The organism is Avibacterium paragallinarum (assembly GCF_900450705.1).
In the GTDB taxonomy this organism is placed as follows: Bacteria; Pseudomonadota; Gammaproteobacteria; order Enterobacterales; family Pasteurellaceae; genus Avibacterium; species Avibacterium paragallinarum.
The window spans coordinates 1,135,382-1,153,352 of sequence record NZ_UGHK01000002.1 but is presented as its reverse complement, the minus strand read 5'-3'; the positions used below and the strand labels follow the sequence as shown (position 1 = coordinate 1,153,352).

Sequence of the window (17,971 nt, the reverse complement as noted above, 5' to 3'; positions counted from 1 at the left end):
GGATCGGTCAAAAATAATCAAAAAGTCCTACTGTTCTTTTCGGCTACTCCCTTGCACCTTATTATGTGCAACCAGCTTTCACCTAAACACCTTGTCGGATTATGTCTGTTTCCCTTATTGGGCATAATGCTGTTGTAGCGGTGGGGCTATAGGGTCTTCCACGCTTTGACTAACTACTCACCATCAGGCGACAAGGTGTTTTGTCTAAATTGTTAAAGAGCATCATCACCAAGATGAAATATTGAATTAGCTAAATTTATGTAGTAGCTTTAAAAGCAACCTTGCAATGCGTGATTGTGGCTTGACTGGAACATATATTGAACAGTAAAGCTCACCATCAATAGTTGCTTGGGACATTGCTTTGACTTTTTCTTGTGCTTCTTCAAATGAGTTGGCGTAGACATCTGAACACCACTTCTTCCCTTTGAAGAAGTAAGAAATTGCATAGCGTTTCATTTCATTTTGCATAAGGAGTTACCTCTATGTATTTTGAAATTTTCAAAGGTGTTAATGGTCAGTGGTATTGGCGACTAAAAGCCGCCAATCACGAACCTATAGCTCAAAGTGAAGGTTATACGACCAAACAAAACTGCTTACATTGTATCGGGCTTGTTATGGACACTAACCGACAAACACCTGTTCGCGAAGTTTAATTATCCAAGCCCTGTTACCGCAGGGCTTTTTATTTCATCTTGATTGTTAAAGAGCATTAAACGTTGTTTCGTTTTGATGGGTGTATAATACCATAAGTATTGTATTTGTGAATACTAAACGTATTTAATTTTCATATAAAAATACCTTATGTATTTTTATATAGTTGATTTTCAAAGAAAAATAATTTGAAAAAATTTGTTTGATTGCTTATTTTTTAACCTGTAAGCAGTTGTGAGATTAAGGTTGAACGCATTTTTGTTGATTTTAGTTCACAACTTAAGGCGGTTGAGGTATAATTTTTGTGTGGGAGGGCAACGATGATCCAAATAAAATCAACAACCTTATTTAAGAAATGGCTTGATGAATTAAAAGACTTAAGAGCGAGGGCGAAAATTCAAACCCGTATTAAGCGATTGCAGTTAGGGAATTTTGGTGATGTTAAGCCCGTTGGTGAAGGGATTTCAGAATTGCGTATTACGGAGGGCAAGGGCTATCGCATTTATTTGAAAAACCAAAATGGAGTGGTGGTGATTTTGCTTTTGCTGGCGATAAATCAACACAATCCAAAGATATTGAAAAAGCGAAATTATTAGCGAAAGAATTGGGAGTTTAAATGATGGAATTACAAGATTTTGATATTGCCGAACATTTAAGAAGTGAAGAAGAAATCCAGCTTTATTTAAATGAGGTGTTACAGGAAAATGATGTGGATTTAATTTTGTCTGCATTGGGGGATATTGCCAAAGCTCGCAATATGAGCCAGTTAGCCAGAGAAGTAGGGGTAAGCCGTGAGGGGTTGTATAAGGCATTTTCAGGCAAAGGCAACCCGACATTTTCTACTGTGCTTAAAGTGATGAAAGCCCTTAATCTTAGCTTTGAAGTGAAACGTGTTACGCACGCGTAATCATTTTCGAGACATCACGAAAGCGTTAAGCAAGGCGAGGTGATTTACCTAACTCCTTGAAATGATTGCAGTTTGGGGATTTAAGCACGATTTGAGTGAAAATAAGCAAGATTTGAGGCAAAAGAAAACCGCCGTGAGGCGGTTTGTTATTGAATTTGATTTGTCTTTGCTGATATTTCTATCAATCTTGATAGTGGAACAGCCTTAACCAATGAAGCAATAATTTGAATTTCTTCTTCTGCTTTTTGCTCGAAAAGCTGATCGCTTCTATCATCAACAACAACCAACATTTTACGCCCAGCTAAGTCATTACCACTTAGAATATCACCTGCTTTTCGCATAACTGAGCCAACGGCATTAGGTGTTGGATTAATCGCCATTATAAGTTGATCATCTAGTTGAAAATCCAGTGTGTAGCTATGCCCTGAAATACCATTTACTTTTGGCGATCTAGTGAATTTGGCGTAAGGTTTCCACGCTTTTAAATAAAGTTCCACCTCATCGGCAAGGTGATTAACTTGCATTGGTATGCCTGCAAGCTCTCTTTCGTAATGCATTAAACCGCACAAAGCTGAAGTATAATCAGCAATCGCGTAAGTCGCTTTTTCTTGTGTGGTAATACATAAAATTTCACCATCATCTTCCAATGCAATATCGGTATGAACAGTATTCAATTTATCTTTGATTTTTTTCCAAGATCGCTTATGTTCAATGAGTCCGGTGGTGTGGAAATGGAACAAGGTATCGCAATCATCGGTGATTAACAGCTGTTCACCCTGTGGAATAATATAAAAACTTAATAGAGAACCATCTAGCCATTTATGGTTGGTTTGTACGCACACGCCAGCAGAACCATTAAGGCTAGTTACCTTATGGCAATGTAAGTCAATTTGGTTGTGTAGCCATTGGCAATCTATCATTTTATTCCTCCGGCAAATTAAGTTTGCTTCCAGTAAATTCTAAACGGATTTTATCGCAAAATAAAGCAAACCAGTGAGCAATATTTTCAATTTCTGTATCAGGGATAATCTTTCTCACCTGTTTACCTATATGTTCGTGGCTACCTTTAATAATTGTATTTCCATCGTGTGAACTGATTTTATTTTCATCAGATAGCTCTAATTGGTAAGCTCGTAATTTCTCGTGTTGTTTGCGTTTGAATAAAGTCAAAACAAGTTTTCCTGACTCTTTCACACGTTTACTGTATTTATAGTCAACTTGAACCGTTGCTCCTGGTACAGGTCCAGCTAACTCATCTCTGTCATTAGGCACAAAATTAATCGTTCGCCAATGGATATTTCGCCCTTTATTCCAATATAAGTCTTTATCGTAAGATTTTAGCAATTCGATAAATTGCAGGGCTTCTTCGTTGTTTAGGCAAAATTTATGTTCGTTTAATCTGCTCATTACAAATAACTCCTATGCTCAACCGCCACGCCGATGATGCGGATATCTTGTCTCATTGAGCTAAGGGTAGGAAAATCAGGGTTAAGTGGAACAAGTTCAAAGTGCGGATGACCTGATTCGGAAATTTCGCCTAATTCACGATAGCGTTTTAAGGTTGCCTCACCGTTTCCATTGACTGCGGCTACAAAGTCACCGGGGTGAGGGCGTTTGCGAATGTCAATTAACACTAAATCCCCTTCGCTAAATTTAGGCTCCATCGATAAGCCGCTTATCCTCAAAAAGAACGCGTCTTCGCCTGCGTCTATCTCTGTGTCAATATAGTCATAACCTATACTATCGTGAAAATCGCACGCTTCTGTCCACGTTCCAGCTTGAATAGAGCTTATTAATGGATAAGAGTATGATTTTTTTACAGAAGTAAAGGAAGCGTTAGGATCGAAATCTTCAAGTGTCCCATCACTATTTAAAATAACCTTATCTACGCCAGCTAAATGAATCATTTGAGCCACTTCACCGACATTTGGGTTTCTTCTACCTGTAAGCCAGTGTCCTATTGCCCCTTGCGTTTTATTCATCGCTTCAGCAATATCATCTTGCTTTAGGTTCTGATCTTGCATTTTTTCACGCACATATTGATTCCAAGGTTTTTTCATAGCTCTCACCATTATTAAATAAATCAGCCAATTATTACCGATTGTATTAATTAGTCAAAATACTAAAAGTATTTTGCTCTTTACATTCAATTATACCTTTTGTATTATTTATGTGTTTTTAATACAGGAGCTTATCGATGAACAAAATTGCAGCGTTCAGAAAAGCAGCCAACTTAACTCAAGCTGATATGGCTAAGCATCTTAATAAAACACAAGGTGCTATTGGTCACTATGAGCTAGGTATCAGACAGCCATCAATTGAGACAGCTAAGCAAATTGTTCAAGTGTTAAATGAACACGGTTTAACTTGTTCTCTTGATGATGTTTTTCCTGTTGGCGGCTAATTTACCACCTCCACCCAAAAACAAAACCACAAAATCCACAAGGAATTTATGGCAATGAAGAAAACGATTATTGAAATGATAGAAAAGTGCCAAGGCGGAAAAGCAGCCGTTGCGGGCTTTCTTGGTATGACAGAGCAGGCATTGAATAACCGCTTGTATCAAACCAAAGGACAGCGTTTCACCTGCGAAGAATTGATTGCCATTGAGCTTGAATATGGCGTAAGTAATTGGTCGGATGAAATCAATCGGCGTTTAGGCAAGGTGAGTTTTGCTGTACCGAACGAAAACGAAACAGATTTAGTCGAGCTATCGCAGTTACAACTGCAAGAACTTGCTGAGCGTGGGATTTTATTTGCCAAGCTCAACGAGTTTTTGAGCGACGGCGTACTGACGCAGGAAGAGCAAGATGTGTTGCATAAGTTATTGCACAAATCACAACAGACCACGGCAAAAGCGATCGAAGTGGCGATTGCTATTCATAAGCAATAAAAAACCACCGTTGGAGCGGTGGCAATTAAGAGCTATAAGGAGCTACATAGATGACAGAATTATTACCGATAAATACAGAAAAATCAAGTATTACGATGAGTAGTCGCGAAATTGCTCAATTATGTGAAAAACAACACGCTCACGTTATGCGTGATATTCGTAATATGCTTGATGAACTCTATCCAAATATGGATAGTCTTGATTTTAAAGGGATTTTTATTATTAAAAATCCTGAAACAGGTTTAACAAGCGAAATTCGTTTACCAAAACGAGAAACGATGATTTTAGTTTCCGGCTATCGGATTGAGTTAAGAGCCAAGATTATTGATCGTTTAAATGAACTAGAAAATCAGCAAAAAACCACCGCACTTTTGCCTAACTTTAGCGATCCTGTTGCTGCTGCTCGGGCTTGGGCAGATGCAAAAGAAAGTGAACAACTCGCATTAGTTCGCGAACACCAAGCCTTGTTAGAAAGCAAGCAAAAATCCGAACAAATCGAATCAATGGAAAGTTATTTCCGCAATGGAATTTCTCCATTTGAATTTGTGAAAGGGTTGAATGGGGTTAATGCGTTAAAAGTGGGTGAATTTTTGATTGGTAAAAACTGGCTCTACCAAGATAGCAGAACAAAACGCGTTAAGGCTTATGCCCGAGATCAATATCTCACGGAAGAAACCACGGAGATTTCTCAGCACGGTAAAGAGCCGTTTATCGCGTATAAACCTGTGTTGTTGAAGAAAGGGGCGGCAAAGCTCTATGAATGGTATGTGAAAGGGAGTTTGCCAATGAAAGCAAATTGGAATGGGGAATTTACACAAGATAAGGCGGTGGGGCTATGAGTTTACTTTTAATGGCAAAAGCAATGGAGATTAAAGTCGGTAATCCTTTGCGTAAATTAGTCTTATTGAAATTAGCAGATAACGCTAATGATGATGGCATTTGCTTTCCTTCCTATCAATATATTGCCGATGTTTGTGAAATCTCAAAAGCCAGTGCAAGAACGCATATTGAGGCATTAATTCAAATGGGGTTTATCTCTAAAAAAGCTCGCAAAAATAAAGACGGCTCAAGCTCTAATCTTTATATTTTGCACCTTGATAAGGGTATGCCAGCAGATAGCACGGGTATGCTAGGAGATGGCATAGGTATGCCAGCAGATAGCATAGGGGGTATGCTAGGAGCTAGCACCATAACCAGTCACTCTATTAACCAGTCAATTAACCTTCCTTCTTCGTCCGAAAAAAATTCGGACGGCGGCGAGAGCAAAAAATCTCGATTTAAATTTTCCGATGATGATATGACTGCCGCACAGTGGATTTTTGGATTAGTTCAAAAACTTAACCCCGACGTCAAACCGCCGTCTTTCGACAGCTGGGCGAATGAGATCCGCCTGATGCGTGAGCGTGATAAGCGAACGCATAGGGAAATTTGCGGACTGTTTCAGTGGGCAAACCAAGACTTGTTCTGGAAAACCAATATTCTTAGCCCTGCCAAGCTGCGGGAGAAATGGGATCAGCTCACGGTGAAGAAAAATAACGCAAAACCACAGCGTAAAACGGCTTCAGAATTGAATGCGATTGAATGGAACACCGAGGAAGGTTGGAGAGGAATGCTGTGATCAGACAAGTTAATCCGCAAACAATGCAAAACGCAATGGCAAGACAAGCTAAATTTCCCAGCCAGCCACAGCAAAAATCGCAACGCTTGCCCAATGAGATTGAAAAATTGGTTGATCAGATTTTTTCGCAATTATTCGCTGCTTGCCCAGCAATGCGTGGTCAATTTGACGAAGTGCAGCTACCCATCACCAAGCGCACTTGGGTTTTAGGCTTTGCGGAAAACAATATTCGCACCATTGAGCAAGTTCGTGCGGGAATGCGTAAAGTGCGGTCGAAACCTGATGATTATTTCCCAGGTGTGGGCAAGTTTATTTCTTGGTGCAAGCAAGATCGCTTTGAAGCGTTAGGTTTGCCGAACGAAGAAGAGCTTTACCAACGACTCAAGAAATTCCAAGGCTACGGAATGCTGGAAATCCACAAATTCCAATTTGAGAGCGATGCGGAATATTGGCTGCTGACGGATTTGTATTGCGACAATCGTGAGGCAACAAAAAAAGAATTGAGAAAGGCGGTGGGAGAAGCATTAGACTCAATGGCAACACGTTTGGAAGCGGGCGAAACGTTGCCTAAACCGCAAATCACCCTGCCAGCGAAACCGAGCTTTGTTCCGCCTGAAGTGCAAAGAAAAATTAATCAACACGGCATTGAAAAATGCAAAGCGATTTTAGGGATGAAATGATGACCGAACAACAATTCGACAAAGACACGTGGTGCACGCCGAAATATGTTTTTGACTGGCTCTTACAGCGTTCGGTTACGTTAGATTTTGTGAAGAAGTGCGGTGGGTATGGAAACTAAACAACGCTTTTTCTTGCGTAATGCACGCATACAGCAAAATGCGATCGGGGTAATACATTCCCTTGCCTTAGATGAGAAAAGCCCTGCGGTGGTGGAAATAAAGCCCTTAACACGCACGTTGGCACAGAATGCAAAACTCCACGCAATGCTAACGGATATTGCCAAGCAATGTACCTTTAACGGCAAAAAGCAAACATTGGAAACGTGGAAAATGCTTTTTGTGAGCGGTCATAAAATTGCCACTGGCGAGCAAGCGGAGATGGCGATTGGCTTTGAGGGTGAAGTCGTGAATTTACGCGAAAGCACGGCACAAATGGGCGTGAAACGGTTAGCGAGTTTGATTGAGTATGTTCAGGCTTGGGCAGCAGAACAAGGCGTGAGATTTAGCGACAGGCAAGGATTTTACGGCTATTAAAAACCGCTCAAAAGAGCGGTTAAAAAATTAAGCATTTTTATCTTTTTTAACGGCGTGATTAATCGCCATTACAATGCCGAACATTACCGCGGCAAGGGTAAATAATCCGATTGTAAGTGCCATTTAATCCTCCCTGTAGAGAAGTATAACACAAGTATAACAAAAACCGCACCGAAGTGCGGTTGGATTTTGGGGAGTTTTAGAAATCAAGCAGCTTTTTTGTTGGGTTGATTTTAGGGATAACTCGTTGCCAATTGAGTTTTTTCGATTGGGTAAATGGTTGAGTTAAACGCTGTAGGGTAGCTTGGCTTTCTTCATAATGGCGTTTGTACTCATAGGCGTGGCTGTAAACCGCGCCACTGTAGGTTGAGCCAATGGCGTTCAGCGGGGCATAAAGCTCAGCGAGTAGGGTGTTCATCCGTTTGTGGCTGAACCATAACCAAGCAAGTTGTTCAAGCTCGTACTCGGTGAATTCAAAAGTGTATTTCTTTTCGGGTTCAGGTAGGGCGAGTTGTTGATTTTGTAAACTGTATTTTCCAGTTTTGCGGATTTGTGGAAGAACTTCTTCAAATACCCAGTTTTGGAATGATTTTGCGATGGGTTTTTCACTACGAAAAATGATCCGATATAAATTGGGTTCATTGATGAAGGCAGTTTTACGTTGTTTTTCATCTTTTGCCAAAGCGTACGCTAGACGTACACCTTGAGGATCTAGCATCTGGCTTTGAACTCTACGGGAATTTTGGATTTGAAAAATTCTGCAAACATCAAGCAAACAGAAAAACGGTTGATTGTCGAAAATTTCAATACGAACAGGGCTTGAATTAAAGTTGAAAAGTTGATTTGACATACTGTATTTCCTTTTGAATAGGTTGGGCGGATAGGGTGTTCAAAACCGCTACAGTGACGGCGTGGGTATTGGTTATTTCCTCACCACCCTATCCATAGATTGAATTTATTATTTGTATTGAATTTGGTTGAGAAAAGGAGAAACACCAAATTTCAGATACAAAAAAATCACATTGACGCAGTGAATGGCGACTGTAGGTATTTTAAAAGGCGTTTTGAAGCACCTTTGAGTTAAATCCTACGCTTGACCGAGGAGAATGTCAAGCGTAAGGGGGATATTAAGCCATTATTTTATCTGCGCTGACTGAGGCAAGAAAATGACTACGGTTTTTGTAATGTGGGTGTGTAGCGACAAACTCATCAATACGTTTAATTAAGTAGGCTGGCATTGTGATGTTGATACGTTCAGCTTTCCCTAAGAGGTGGCTAATATCAACATCAACAACGCCAAAGAAAATATCAACGCTTTGATAATCTGGATTGGCTTTATGTTCTTCTAGCGGGGTTGGTAGAGGAACTTCTTCATTGTCTCGGACAACTAACTCCAGATGTGATGTGATAGCTTGTTTTACATTGTTATATGCCTCTTCCAATGTATCACCAGCTGAAAAACAGCCAGGAATATCAGGCACGGAGACAACATAACCATCAGTAACTTTTTCAAGTGCGATTGGATATAACATTGATTTTCTCCTTAAAGGGGCTTATAGCCCCGCTTGTTTTCTGATTAATTTTTCAAGATGTCCTAATTCGGCTCTTGGGTGGGGAACGGTAACTTTTCCCTTTTTTTGATGATGCTCAAAATGGTGGTGGCTTCCATTTATGCTATCAAGATACCAACCATCTTGTTTGAGCAATTTTATCATTTGTTTGCTGTTCACATTTGTTTTCTCCTCGATGTGTTGTTAATTAATGTGTGTATTATAAGTATTTATTAGGCGTGTGTCAATATTTTTGTGGCGATAATGTGTATTTTTTTTGAGGTATGAATGACAAAAATACGAAAACGAAAATGCAAAATCTGTGGTGAACGTTTTGAAACCTATGACAGCTTTCGGCAATGGTGTAGCCCTGAATGTGGGGTGGCGTTGGCGAGGCTGAAGCAGGCGAAGCAGCGGGAAAAAGCAGAGCGTGAAAAAGTGCGGGCGGAAAAAGCAAAAATTCGGACGGTGAAAGAGGGGTTGAAAACGCATCATCAGCTCATTGCTGAAGCTCAAAGTGCGGTGAATAAATATATCCGTTTTCGTGATGCGAATAAGGAATGTATCTCGTGCGGTACGCCGTTGATTAGCGAGAAATTAGGCGGGGGATTTGATGCGGGGCATTATCGTAGCCGTAGTTCAGCCCCGCACTTGCGGTTTTATACGCTTAATATTTTTGGTCAATGCAAACGCTGCAATCGATGGTTGGGCGGAAATTACCACGAATATCGCATACGGCTGATTGAGCGTTTGGGTATTGAAAAGGTGCGAGAAATCGAAAGCGATCAACGCCCAAGACATTATAGCGATGAGGATTTAAGGCGGATTAAGCGGATTTTTGAGCGGAAAGTGAAGTTATTAGAAAAGCGAGGGAAGCAATGGAATTAGTTTTTAACGATATTAAAAAAGTCTGCACACAATGGGGGTACTGGGCAACGCCTAGATTAGGCACGGAATATCCTTGCCTTTCGGTGAGCATTCCCACGCCGATTGATGAGAGCAAAAGACGAGTTGATCCCGTTAGTGAGTCGTTAGCTGAGGAAATCGAGCGTTGCGTGCTAGTGATGCGTAAAGCAACACCTGAGCTTTACGATTTATTTATGGCAACTTATGCTTACCGTTTGCCGCTTTATACGGAATATGATCGAAATCGTGTGCCAGTGCGGGTTGGGATTTTGGAGAGGTTTGGGATTAAGAAAACACGTTATTTTGAGCAGATGAAAATTGCTGAAACTGCATTGAAATTGATGTTGAGTAAAAACAAATGCCTTTTCTTAGCGTGATGTATAAAAAATGCTTGTTTTGTTCGAACTAAAAGTGTATAGTCTTATCTATAGTGCGGTTTCGCACGTTTAAAACGCACGAATGAATTTTAACAGCCCTAGAATACAATCTAGGGCTTTTTTGTAGGTTTATTTTTCACTATAAATTGCTCTGCATTTGGTCAATCCTAAAAGGAGATAACTATGTCATTTGAATTGCGTAAACAGCTTGCAGATTTAAAGGCAGAATGTAATGCGTTATTTGAACAACGTTTGAGTGTGTTGCGAGATAAAAAAGAAAACGCAATTTCGTTAATGGTAGATGAAGCAGTTTCTTTTTTACAAGAGCAAGGTTTTACCGTAATAAATAATATTCCAAGCACGATTGAAGCTAACTATAAAGGCTCAATGAATATACGTATTCAATTTTCTGATCCAGCAGATAGCTTTATTGGTGCAGATATTACTATTGATGTCGATTACTTAAATCAATCCTATGGCTTTAGTGTTAATTTAAAACGAGCATATTTTAATGCGATTCAAACGGGTGATTTATCCGCGGAGATTATGCAGTATCAAGCGATGATAAAACGTTTAGCCGAGTTAGGGTGGACAGATATTGATGGCTCATTTGAAATTGTGTTGATTAAGCAAGATTTAAACAAACTCACGTTTTCATCAATGGAAGAGGTGTTGGCGTTTGTGTTAGAGATGTAACAAAATAGAGTGAGCAAACTTTTAACAGCCCTGATCGGAAACGGTCGGGGCTTTTTTTTACAGAAGTAATCACGCAACCTAGCGTAGGAGCTAGTTCTGAGGAGAGTATTGAGAAACGCTAGCTAGTATCAATATTTCAGCGTTTGCGGAGCTTTGAGCTGACAGAAGTCAATATTATTTCAAGCCTAGTCTTAACGGACAGGGCTTTTTTATTGCCTCAAAAAGGAGGCGGAGTGATGAAAATGCCAAACAACGATCCGAATATATGGCTTATTTTAGGGGCATATATTCATCAAAATTACAACGCCATTGTGGGTTTCACGATGGCGTTTTTTATGTCTTTGCTACGCGCTGCCTTTTTGCGTCAGAAAACGAGTTTTCGCCAACGGATATTGGATGGGGCAATTTGTGGAGCTTTGACCTTGTCAAGTATGTCGCTGTTAAATCATTTAGGTTTTTCAGAGGGGCTAGCTACCTTTATCGGGGGAATGCTTGGGTTTATTGGTGCGGAGAAAATCCGTGAATATTTAATGCTGGTGTTAAAAAAACGGGTAGAAAAAGATGTTTAAATTTAGCCAACGTAGTGAAAAGCATTTACAAGGTGTTCACGGTGATTTGGTTAAGGTCGTGCGAAAAGCCCTTGAATATAGCACCGTTGATTTTGCGGTGATTGAAGGGGTAAGAACAAAAGCACGCCAAGCCCAACTCTTTAAGCAAGGGGCAACTAAAACAATGAATAGCCGTCATTTAACCGGTCACGCGGTGGATTTAGCCCCGCTGGTTGAAGGAAAAATCCCTTGGTCAGAACGGGATAAATTTAAGGAAATTGCGAAGGCAATGTTTCGAGCGGCCAAAGAATTAAATGTCACCATTCGCTGGGGTGGAGATTGGAACGGTAATGGGAAAAGTGAAGATGAACGTTTTTATGATGGCCCGCATTTTGAATTACATCGTGCCGTTTATCCGTAAATATTCCTCGCTGTTGTGGTTATGCGTGATTTTGGGCTTGTGTGGTTGGGTTTGGTATCAGTCGCAGAGGATAAGTAGCTTGAGAGCCAAAAATCAAATGCAAGCTCAAACCATACAGCAACTGAACCATAATCTCGCAGAAAGAACAAAACAGCTCGAAGATGAACGAAAAACGACACAAAAACAGACCGCACTTGAACAAGTACAGCGAGAAAAAGCCGATGAAGATATTCGCGTTATTTATAAAAGGATTAAAGGGCAGGATTGTAGCCGCGAGCCTTTGCCTGATGATGTTATTAAGCGGTTGCAGCACAAAAATTAAAACAGAGTATCACCTACCACCGAGCATTTATTTAATCCCTTGTCAGCAAACCGCATTTAACGGCTCAACGTATGGTGATGCGATTATTTATTTGCGAGTGGTGCAGAAAGAACGTGAGATTTGTGCGGGGCGGTTAAGTGGGGTGATTGAGTGGAGTAAATCAAATGGGAATGCTTTATAAGTCGAAAAAGAAATTGATTGAGGAAGGCTTCACGCATTATGGATGGCTTTGGGGTATTCCTGTTTATGTCAAAGATATTGATAGTGAAGCCCCCATTATTGGGGCGGCTAATTTTATTCCTGAATGGGTTTTAACTGTCGCAGATCAAATCGGCTTTTTTATTGAGGGACTGCTGAATATCCACAACCCTGAATATGTGCCAATGTTTAAAATTCGTATTACTGGAGAAATTAAATAAGGATTAACCTATGCCAAAGAAAGACGGGGTTAAGTCCACGTCTAAAGGGCGTGGGTTGACACCAAAACAAGAAAAATTCTGTCAGCTCTATATTGAGCTTGGGAATGCAAGTGAAGCGTATCGGCAGAGTTATGATTGTTCTAAAATGAAATCAAGTGCAATCAACTCAAATGCAAAAAAATTATTAAAGGACACTCCGATCGCACTCCGTATTGAAGCATTACAAGATAAACATAAACAACGCCATAATTTAACGGTTGATGGGATTATTAATGATCTGCAAGAATATCTCGCTATATGTACAGGTAAGAAGCCATTAACCATTACTACTGTAATTAAAAACGCCCAAGAGGGAACAACGCAAGCGGTAGATGACCGATGTTTTGTGTTTGAACCAACTGGGGCTAATAAGGCGTTTGAATTACTTGGCAAGCATTTAGGAATGTTCAGCCAAAAAGTAGATTTAACCTCAAGCGATGGCTCTATGGCATTAGGCTCATTAAGGGATTTATTTTCAGATGACGCAGAAGCTGATTAGTAAATTTTTGCCTTTTATTGAGCCTCATCGCTACAAAGTGGCTTATGGTGGGCGTGGTAGTGGTAAGTCTTGGACGATAGCGAGGCTGTTAATTGAAATTGCCCGCCGATTATCAATCCGTTTTTTGTGTGCAAGGGAATTACAGAACTCGATTAGTGATTCGGTGATTCAGTTACTTGCCGATACAATCGAACGCTATGGCTATCAAGCCGAATTTGATGTGCAGAAAAACAAAATCTACAACCTTAAAACGGGGGCGATTTTCCTGTTTTACGGCATCAAAAATAACCCAACTAAAATTAAATCCCTTGAGGGGATTGATATTTGCTGGGTGGAAGAAGCCGAAAATGTGTCAAAAGAGAGTTGGGAAATTTTAATCCCAACTATTCGGAAAGAATATTCTGAAATTTGGGTTTCCTTTAACCCGAAAAATATTCTTGATGATACTTATCAACGCTTTGTTGTTTCGCCGCCAAGCGATATTGTCCTGATTAAAGTTAATTTCACAGATAATCCCTTTTTCCCCGAAACCTTGCGATTAGAAATGGAAGATTGCAAGGCGAAAGATTATGAGCTTTATCGGCATATTTGGGAGGGGGAACCCGTTGCAGATAGCGATAAAGTGATCATTAAGCCCGTATGGATTGATGCCGCCGTTGATGCACATATTCAACTCGGGTTTAAACCTGAAGGCAGAAAAATTGTCGGCTTTGATGTGGCTGATGAAGGGGCTGATGCAAATGCCAATGCGTTTTCGCACGGTTCAGTGGTGCTACGGGTTGATGAATGGAAAGGCGATGATGTGATTGCCAGTGCGGATCGCACAAGGCTCAACGCCATTGAGTTTAACGCTGATGAAATTGTATTTGATAGCATTGGCGTTGGGGCAGGAGTGAAAGCCCATTACAACCGCATTAAAGATAAAAGGCTCGTGATTAATGGGTTTAATGCAGGCGGGGCGGTGTTTGAACCTGAAGAAGAATATGTTTTCGGTAAAACCAATCGAGATATGTTCGCCAATATCAAGGCTCAAGCGTGGTGGCGGCTGCGAGATCGCTTTTACAAAACCTATCGAGCCATCAAGTATCAGGAAAGCTATCCCGTTGATGAGCTAATCAGCCTTTCATCGCAAATTCACGATCTGGATTATTTAAAAGCGGAGTTATCCCGCCCTTATGTGGATTATGACAATAACGGGCGCGTGAAAGTCGAGAGCAAAAAAGAAATGAAAAAACGGGGCATCCCCTCACCAAATAAAGCGGATGCCTTGGTGATGTGCTTTGCCCCGAAAGACGATGTGTTATCACGATTTATTGGATTAGGTAGTTAATTATGCCATTTAACCAAGACGGCTATGCCGATGCCTTAGGGCTAAACCACTTTCAAAAAACACCACAAAAAAGCACCGCACTTTTGGATTTAACCCTGTATGAACTAGGTGGGTTGGCGGCTCGGGTGGTAGATATGCCAGCCGATGCGGCGATTTCTCGTTCTGTTGAGATTGAAGGTGATGAGGATAACGTGATTTTCAATGACCTTGATCGCCTGAAAATTTTGCCAGCCTTGGCGGATATGGTGCGTTGGTCGCGGCTATTCGGTGGCTCGGTGATGTTGCTTTTAACCGATGACGGGGCGAAGCTCAGCGAGCCGTTGAACATCAATAAACTCAATCGCATTGATGAGGTGAGGGTGTTTGATTTAAGTCAAATTTCACCGACAACAAGACGCTATTTAGATCCACGCCAAACCAATTATGGGCGGTTTGAAACCTACCGCCTCAATATTGGGGCGGTGAATGGCTCTCTTGAAAGCCAAGTGGAAATTCACGAAAGCCGCTTGTTATTTATGGGTGGAGATCCAATGCCTGAGCGATTAAAAAAAGGGTTGCATTGGGTTGGGCGTAGTGTCGTGAAGACAGCGTATCAAAAAATCCGTGATTATCAAACATCGCTCACTTGGTCATCATTAATTCTGGAGCGTAAACAGCAAGCCGTGCATAAAATGAAAGGGCTTGCCCTTGCCATCGGTAACGGTTTAGAAGATCAGATTAGAGAGCGGATTAACCTTGTTGAACGGGGGCGCAATCTACTAAACGGGGTGGCGGTAGATTTTGAAGATGATTACACCATTTTAAACGCTGATTTAAATGGCATCGTTGATGTGCTTGATGAGTTCAAAATCGCCATCTCGGCAGATGTGAATATTCCCGTGGCAATTTTATTCGGGCAATCAGCAAAAGGAATGAACGCCACAGGAAAAAGTGATTTTGAGAGCTATTATGACCTGATTGAGGGTATCCAGCAGCACAAAATCAAACCTGTACTAGAGCGGTTGATTGAATTGATGATGTTGCAAAAACATATTAAGCCATTTGAAAACTGGCAAATTCACTTTCCATCACTCAATACGCCAACAGATAAAGAGCAAGCGGAAGCCCGTAAATTGAATGCCGAAGCCGCCAAAGCAGAAATCGGACGGCTGATTGACTTAGTAGATAGCGGGGCATTATCAACGCAAGAATTACGGCAGCAAATTGCAGAAGAATTGGGGATTACAGCGGCGGCTTTGCCAGAGGTAAGCGAAGATGACATTAACGACTATCAAAAAGCCCAAAAAGCAAAAAAACTATATAATAGGTTTGCTGATAATGGAATTATTCTTGATATTCACGCTATCGCTAGATTGGGAGAAAGGTTAAATCAATTAGGACTAAGTATTGACGAAGCCATTGCTTTTATTCTTTCGACTAAGCCTAATTATATTGATGAGCGTAAAGATAGATTAGTTATTTTCGATGCTAAGCGTAAAATCGCTGTTATTCAATCTAAGGCAGATGGTAAAATTATCACGTTTGAGAAAAAAGCCACGCCAAGCCCTAATTGGAAATCATTATGAAACACTTTCTTAAAGTATTAGTGCAGTTTGTTCACACCAAAACCGATGATGATCGCAAGGCATTATTTGCGTTACTCCCTAAACATATTCTGAAACATAAGGCTTTTTTTGAAAAAGAAATGTTTGCCGATGCCGATCAGCACACATTTTATATTTTGACTTCGTTATTCATTTATTGGATAAATGAGTTAGAAGAAAGTGAGCTTGATAGTGATGAAATGAACCTATTAGATGAATTGCAAGCACTTTTTGAAGAAATTGATGATGATATTACTGAAACCGAACAAAAGAAAATTCTTTTAGCAACGAAAGAGATTATAGAGAAGCAAGATTCATACTCAATTCACGTAAAACACCTGACGAAGTCCGAAATACAATCCTTGCGAGAAAGTAAAAAAGATGCTTACCATCGAATGATGGCGATTAGTTGATTTAATGTTCACAGCCCCCCCCTGAAATATACAAAATTTCAGGGGGGTCTATTAATTAGAATATAAATTTAGGATAAATATAGAAATGGTAATGCGATACGATCGCCGAGCGATACAAGCAAGGCGAGATGATAACGGGTTTATTTTTGATACCCCAGTTCTAACAAGGACTGGGGTTTTTATTTATCAGTTGCCTGACGGCACAAAACGGCGGGAATATCGGCCACCTGATGAAGTGTTTAATGCTGATAGCTTGCGAGCTTATAAAGGCATTCCAATCACTAATGAACATCACGGTGTAATCAACAAAGATAACGCCCATCTAGTGGTTGGTTCGGTGCTTTCAGAGGGCAAACAAGATGGCAATAACTTAACCGCGGATATTGTGATCCACAATACGCAGGCGGTGGAATTAGGCAAAAAAGAATTATCGGTTGGCTATGCTGTTGAGCTTGAGATGAAAAGCGGCATTACGGAAGATGGTGAGCCTTATGACGCAATTCAACGTAATATCAAGCCCAATCATTTAGCTATCGTTAAAGCAGGGCGTGCAGGTAATGCACAGCTTAATATGGACGCGGCGGATGCCGTAGAATTTCGTGAAGATGGAGAACCTCAAATGAGTGAAACAAAACTCGCAGACATTCGCTTAGATAGTGGCATTACTTATCAAGCCGCCCCAGAAGTGATTGTTGAATTAAATAAATTGAAACAAGATGTTGCAACTGCTGTTGCTGAAAAGGACAAAGAAACCGCTCGGGCAGATGCGTTAGATGCCAAAGTGAAAACCCTTGAGGCAGATATGGAAAAGCTCAAGCAAGATGCGGTTAATATCGCAAAAGCTCGCGTTGAGTTAGAGAATGTGGCGAAAGCGCATCAAGTTGAAGTAAAAGCAGATAGCACAGATCGCCAATTGCGTGAAGCGGTGATCGGGGCTATTCGTCAAGATGGTGCGGATTTATCGCAAAAATCTGATGCCTATATTGAAGCGGCTTTTGATATGGCAATGGCTGAAGCAAAATCTCGCCAAGACGCGTTAGGTTCGCAACGTAGCCAAGTAACACACACCTTTACCCAAGACGGGCAAAAAGGTGAAAAATTAACAGGACGTGCGGCAATGCTTGCCAGTCGCAATCAATAAGGAGAACAGCAATGTACGAATCATTTCAACGCCCTGCGTTCGCAGGAATGAAAGGCGATAGCCGCTATGATTTAGTGGAAACTTTCGCCGCAGAAAGTGCGGTCAATTTTGGCACTGTTTTAACCCAAGGGACAAAAACCACACAGGTGAAATTAGGTGGCACAACGCCCGTTGGCATCGCATTACATTCTCACGCCGTAGTGGGTGGCTATGCTCAATTTGATGCGGTTTCCGTGCTACGCAAAGGCGTGGTTTGGTGTGTGGTTGAAAACGGCAAAATAGTAACGGCAGGCAGTGCGGTGAAGTTTAACCCTGCAACGGGCGAAGTAGGGTCAAATAGTACGACTGCGTTGCCCAATGCCGTCTTTAAAACCGATGTCGTCGATTGCGGTCAATACGGCAAGCTCGCCTTAGTGGAATTAGCGTAATCGCAAGTCGGTTCCC

29 protein-coding genes and 1 pseudogene are annotated in these 17,971 nt (G+C 41.0%); 23 read left to right on the top strand and 7 right to left on the bottom strand.

Annotated elements, in window-relative coordinates:
- Positions 1 to 246: 246 nt before the first annotated feature.
- Positions 247 to 468: a hypothetical protein gene (locus tag DXZ23_RS10480; RefSeq protein ID WP_017806446.1), complete on the bottom strand. Its 222-nt coding sequence runs from the start codon at positions 466 to 468 to the stop codon at positions 247 to 249.
- A gap of 14 nt (positions 469 to 482) precedes the next feature.
- Between DXZ23_RS10480 and DXZ23_RS10475 the strand changes: the two genes are divergently transcribed.
- The 3 genes and pseudogenes from DXZ23_RS10475 (at position 483) to DXZ23_RS10465 (ending at position 1,558) form a co-directional block, all read left to right on the top strand.
- Entirely contained in the window at positions 483 to 653 is a 171-nt protein-coding gene (locus tag DXZ23_RS10475) for a YegP family protein (RefSeq protein ID WP_017807323.1), read from the top strand.
- Positions 654 to 971: 318 nt separating this feature from the next.
- Positions 972 to 1,267 (top strand): annotated as a pseudogene (locus tag DXZ23_RS10470) (type II toxin-antitoxin system RelE/ParE family toxin).
- A complete protein-coding gene (locus DXZ23_RS10465; RefSeq protein ID WP_017807324.1) occupies positions 1,268 to 1,558 on the top strand; it encodes an addiction module antidote protein in 291 nt (96 codons plus the stop codon).
- Positions 1,559 to 1,704: 146 nt separating this feature from the next.
- Here the strand turns inward: DXZ23_RS10465 and DXZ23_RS10460 are convergent, their stop codons facing one another.
- The 3 genes from DXZ23_RS10460 to DXZ23_RS10450 are packed head-to-tail and all read right to left on the bottom strand — an operon-like array spanning position 1,705 to position 3,618.
- Positions 1,705 to 2,478: a DUF1828 domain-containing protein gene (locus tag DXZ23_RS10460; protein ID WP_017807325.1), complete on the bottom strand. Its 774-nt coding sequence runs from the start codon at positions 2,476 to 2,478 to the stop codon at positions 1,705 to 1,707.
- Between the two features lies 1 nt (position 2,479).
- Positions 2,480 to 2,965 (bottom strand): hypothetical protein, encoded by a 486-nt coding sequence (locus tag DXZ23_RS10455; RefSeq protein WP_017807326.1) that lies wholly within the window; start codon positions 2,963 to 2,965, stop codon positions 2,480 to 2,482.
- Entirely contained in the window at positions 2,965 to 3,618 is a 654-nt protein-coding gene (locus DXZ23_RS10450; RefSeq protein ID WP_017807327.1) for a LexA family protein, read from the bottom strand. The genes DXZ23_RS10455 and DXZ23_RS10450 overlap by 1 nt, the downstream gene beginning before the upstream one ends.
- A gap of 137 nt (positions 3,619 to 3,755) precedes the next feature.
- Between DXZ23_RS10450 and DXZ23_RS10445 the strand changes: the two genes are divergently transcribed.
- The 6 genes from DXZ23_RS10445 (at position 3,756) to DXZ23_RS10420 (ending at position 7,283) form a co-directional block, all read left to right on the top strand.
- The gene (locus DXZ23_RS10445; protein WP_017807328.1) at positions 3,756 to 3,962 is read left to right on the top strand and encodes a helix-turn-helix transcriptional regulator; all 207 of its coding nucleotides are present in this window, start codon (positions 3,756 to 3,758) and stop codon (positions 3,960 to 3,962) included.
- A 48-nt stretch (positions 3,963 to 4,010) separates the two neighbouring features.
- Positions 4,011 to 4,451 (top strand): YmfL family putative regulatory protein, encoded by a 441-nt coding sequence (locus DXZ23_RS10440; RefSeq protein WP_017806454.1) that lies wholly within the window; start codon positions 4,011 to 4,013, stop codon positions 4,449 to 4,451.
- Positions 4,452 to 4,501: 50 nt separating this feature from the next.
- Positions 4,502 to 5,290 (top strand): Rha family transcriptional regulator, encoded by a 789-nt coding sequence (locus tag DXZ23_RS10435; protein ID WP_021723609.1) that lies wholly within the window; start codon positions 4,502 to 4,504, stop codon positions 5,288 to 5,290.
- The gene (locus DXZ23_RS10430) at positions 5,287 to 6,069 is read left to right on the top strand and encodes a helix-turn-helix domain-containing protein (protein ID WP_017807329.1); all 783 of its coding nucleotides are present in this window, start codon (positions 5,287 to 5,289) and stop codon (positions 6,067 to 6,069) included. The genes DXZ23_RS10435 and DXZ23_RS10430 overlap by 4 nt, the downstream gene beginning before the upstream one ends.
- Positions 6,066 to 6,749 (top strand): replication protein P, encoded by a 684-nt coding sequence (locus tag DXZ23_RS10425; RefSeq protein WP_017807330.1) that lies wholly within the window; start codon positions 6,066 to 6,068, stop codon positions 6,747 to 6,749. Before DXZ23_RS10430 ends, DXZ23_RS10425 begins: the two co-directional genes overlap by 4 nt.
- Before the next feature lie 108 nt (positions 6,750 to 6,857).
- A complete protein-coding gene (locus DXZ23_RS10420; protein ID WP_017807332.1) occupies positions 6,858 to 7,283 on the top strand; it encodes a recombination protein NinB in 426 nt (141 codons plus the stop codon).
- Between the two features lie 199 nt (positions 7,284 to 7,482).
- Here DXZ23_RS10420 and DXZ23_RS10415 read toward each other — a convergent pair whose 3' ends face one another.
- The 3 genes from DXZ23_RS10415 to DXZ23_RS10405 all read right to left on the bottom strand — a co-directional run bounded on the left by DXZ23_RS10415 (position 7,483) and on the right by DXZ23_RS10405 (position 9,013).
- Positions 7,483 to 8,133, bottom strand: a complete 651-nt coding sequence (locus DXZ23_RS10415) for a P22AR C-terminal domain-containing protein (protein WP_017807334.1) — start codon at positions 8,131 to 8,133, stop codon at positions 7,483 to 7,485.
- A 277-nt stretch (positions 8,134 to 8,410) separates the two neighbouring features.
- On the bottom strand, positions 8,411 to 8,815 hold the full coding sequence (locus tag DXZ23_RS10410) for a type II toxin-antitoxin system HicB family antitoxin (RefSeq protein WP_017807335.1): 405 nt from the start codon (positions 8,813 to 8,815) through the stop codon (positions 8,411 to 8,413).
- A gap of 21 nt (positions 8,816 to 8,836) precedes the next feature.
- Positions 8,837 to 9,013: a type II toxin-antitoxin system HicA family toxin gene (locus tag DXZ23_RS10405; RefSeq protein WP_017807336.1), complete on the bottom strand. Its 177-nt coding sequence runs from the start codon at positions 9,011 to 9,013 to the stop codon at positions 8,837 to 8,839.
- Positions 9,014 to 9,121: 108 nt separating this feature from the next.
- Between DXZ23_RS10405 and DXZ23_RS10400 the strand changes: the two genes are divergently transcribed.
- The 14 genes from DXZ23_RS10400 to DXZ23_RS10335 all read left to right on the top strand — a co-directional run bounded on the left by DXZ23_RS10400 (position 9,122) and on the right by DXZ23_RS10335 (position 17,955).
- Complete coding sequence (locus tag DXZ23_RS10400; protein WP_114995507.1) at positions 9,122 to 9,721, top strand: recombination protein NinG; 600 nt, start codon at positions 9,122 to 9,124, stop codon at positions 9,719 to 9,721.
- Positions 9,712 to 10,116 (top strand): hypothetical protein, encoded by a 405-nt coding sequence (locus DXZ23_RS10395; protein WP_035695561.1) that lies wholly within the window; start codon positions 9,712 to 9,714, stop codon positions 10,114 to 10,116. Before DXZ23_RS10400 ends, DXZ23_RS10395 begins: the two co-directional genes overlap by 10 nt.
- Positions 10,117 to 10,299: 183 nt before the next feature.
- A complete protein-coding gene (locus tag DXZ23_RS10390; RefSeq protein WP_017807600.1) occupies positions 10,300 to 10,812 on the top strand; it encodes a hypothetical protein in 513 nt (170 codons plus the stop codon).
- A 236-nt stretch (positions 10,813 to 11,048) separates the two neighbouring features.
- Complete coding sequence (locus DXZ23_RS10385; RefSeq protein WP_017807585.1) at positions 11,049 to 11,381, top strand: phage holin, lambda family; 333 nt, start codon at positions 11,049 to 11,051, stop codon at positions 11,379 to 11,381.
- Positions 11,374 to 11,781, top strand: coding sequence for a M15 family metallopeptidase (locus tag DXZ23_RS10380; RefSeq protein WP_017807118.1), 408 nt, complete (start codon positions 11,374 to 11,376; stop codon positions 11,779 to 11,781). Before DXZ23_RS10385 ends, DXZ23_RS10380 begins: the two co-directional genes overlap by 8 nt.
- Positions 11,738 to 12,103 (top strand): DUF2570 family protein, encoded by a 366-nt coding sequence (locus tag DXZ23_RS10375; protein ID WP_228523718.1) that lies wholly within the window; start codon positions 11,738 to 11,740, stop codon positions 12,101 to 12,103. The genes DXZ23_RS10380 and DXZ23_RS10375 overlap by 44 nt, the downstream gene beginning before the upstream one ends.
- Positions 12,069 to 12,284 carry an Rz1-like lysis system protein LysC gene (gene lysC, locus DXZ23_RS10370; RefSeq protein WP_046097555.1) on the top strand — a complete coding sequence of 72 codons (216 nt, stop codon included), beginning with the start codon at positions 12,069 to 12,071 and terminating at the stop codon, positions 12,282 to 12,284. Before DXZ23_RS10375 ends, lysC begins: the two co-directional genes overlap by 35 nt.
- Positions 12,268 to 12,522, top strand: a complete 255-nt coding sequence (locus tag DXZ23_RS10365; RefSeq protein ID WP_021723600.1) for a hypothetical protein — start codon at positions 12,268 to 12,270, stop codon at positions 12,520 to 12,522. The genes lysC and DXZ23_RS10365 overlap by 17 nt, the downstream gene beginning before the upstream one ends.
- Before the next feature lie 10 nt (positions 12,523 to 12,532).
- Positions 12,533 to 13,060 carry a terminase small subunit gene (locus DXZ23_RS10360; RefSeq protein ID WP_017806476.1) on the top strand — a complete coding sequence of 176 codons (528 nt, stop codon included), beginning with the start codon at positions 12,533 to 12,535 and terminating at the stop codon, positions 13,058 to 13,060.
- The gene (locus tag DXZ23_RS10355) at positions 13,041 to 14,390 is read left to right on the top strand and encodes a PBSX family phage terminase large subunit (RefSeq protein ID WP_035695559.1); all 1,350 of its coding nucleotides are present in this window, start codon (positions 13,041 to 13,043) and stop codon (positions 14,388 to 14,390) included. The genes DXZ23_RS10360 and DXZ23_RS10355 overlap by 20 nt, the downstream gene beginning before the upstream one ends.
- Positions 14,391 to 14,392: 2 nt before the next feature.
- Positions 14,393 to 15,955, top strand: a complete 1,563-nt coding sequence (locus DXZ23_RS10350) for a phage portal protein (RefSeq protein WP_021723597.1) — start codon at positions 14,393 to 14,395, stop codon at positions 15,953 to 15,955.
- Positions 15,952 to 16,386, top strand: coding sequence for a hypothetical protein (locus DXZ23_RS10345; protein WP_017805963.1), 435 nt, complete (start codon positions 15,952 to 15,954; stop codon positions 16,384 to 16,386). Before DXZ23_RS10350 ends, DXZ23_RS10345 begins: the two co-directional genes overlap by 4 nt.
- A gap of 85 nt (positions 16,387 to 16,471) precedes the next feature.
- On the top strand, positions 16,472 to 17,527 hold the full coding sequence (locus DXZ23_RS10340) for a DUF2213 domain-containing protein (protein WP_017805962.1): 1,056 nt from the start codon (positions 16,472 to 16,474) through the stop codon (positions 17,525 to 17,527).
- 11 nt (positions 17,528 to 17,538) lie between these two features.
- A complete protein-coding gene (locus DXZ23_RS10335) occupies positions 17,539 to 17,955 on the top strand; it encodes a structural cement protein Gp24 (RefSeq protein WP_017805961.1) in 417 nt (138 codons plus the stop codon).
- Positions 17,956 to 17,971: the final 16 nt, after the last annotated feature.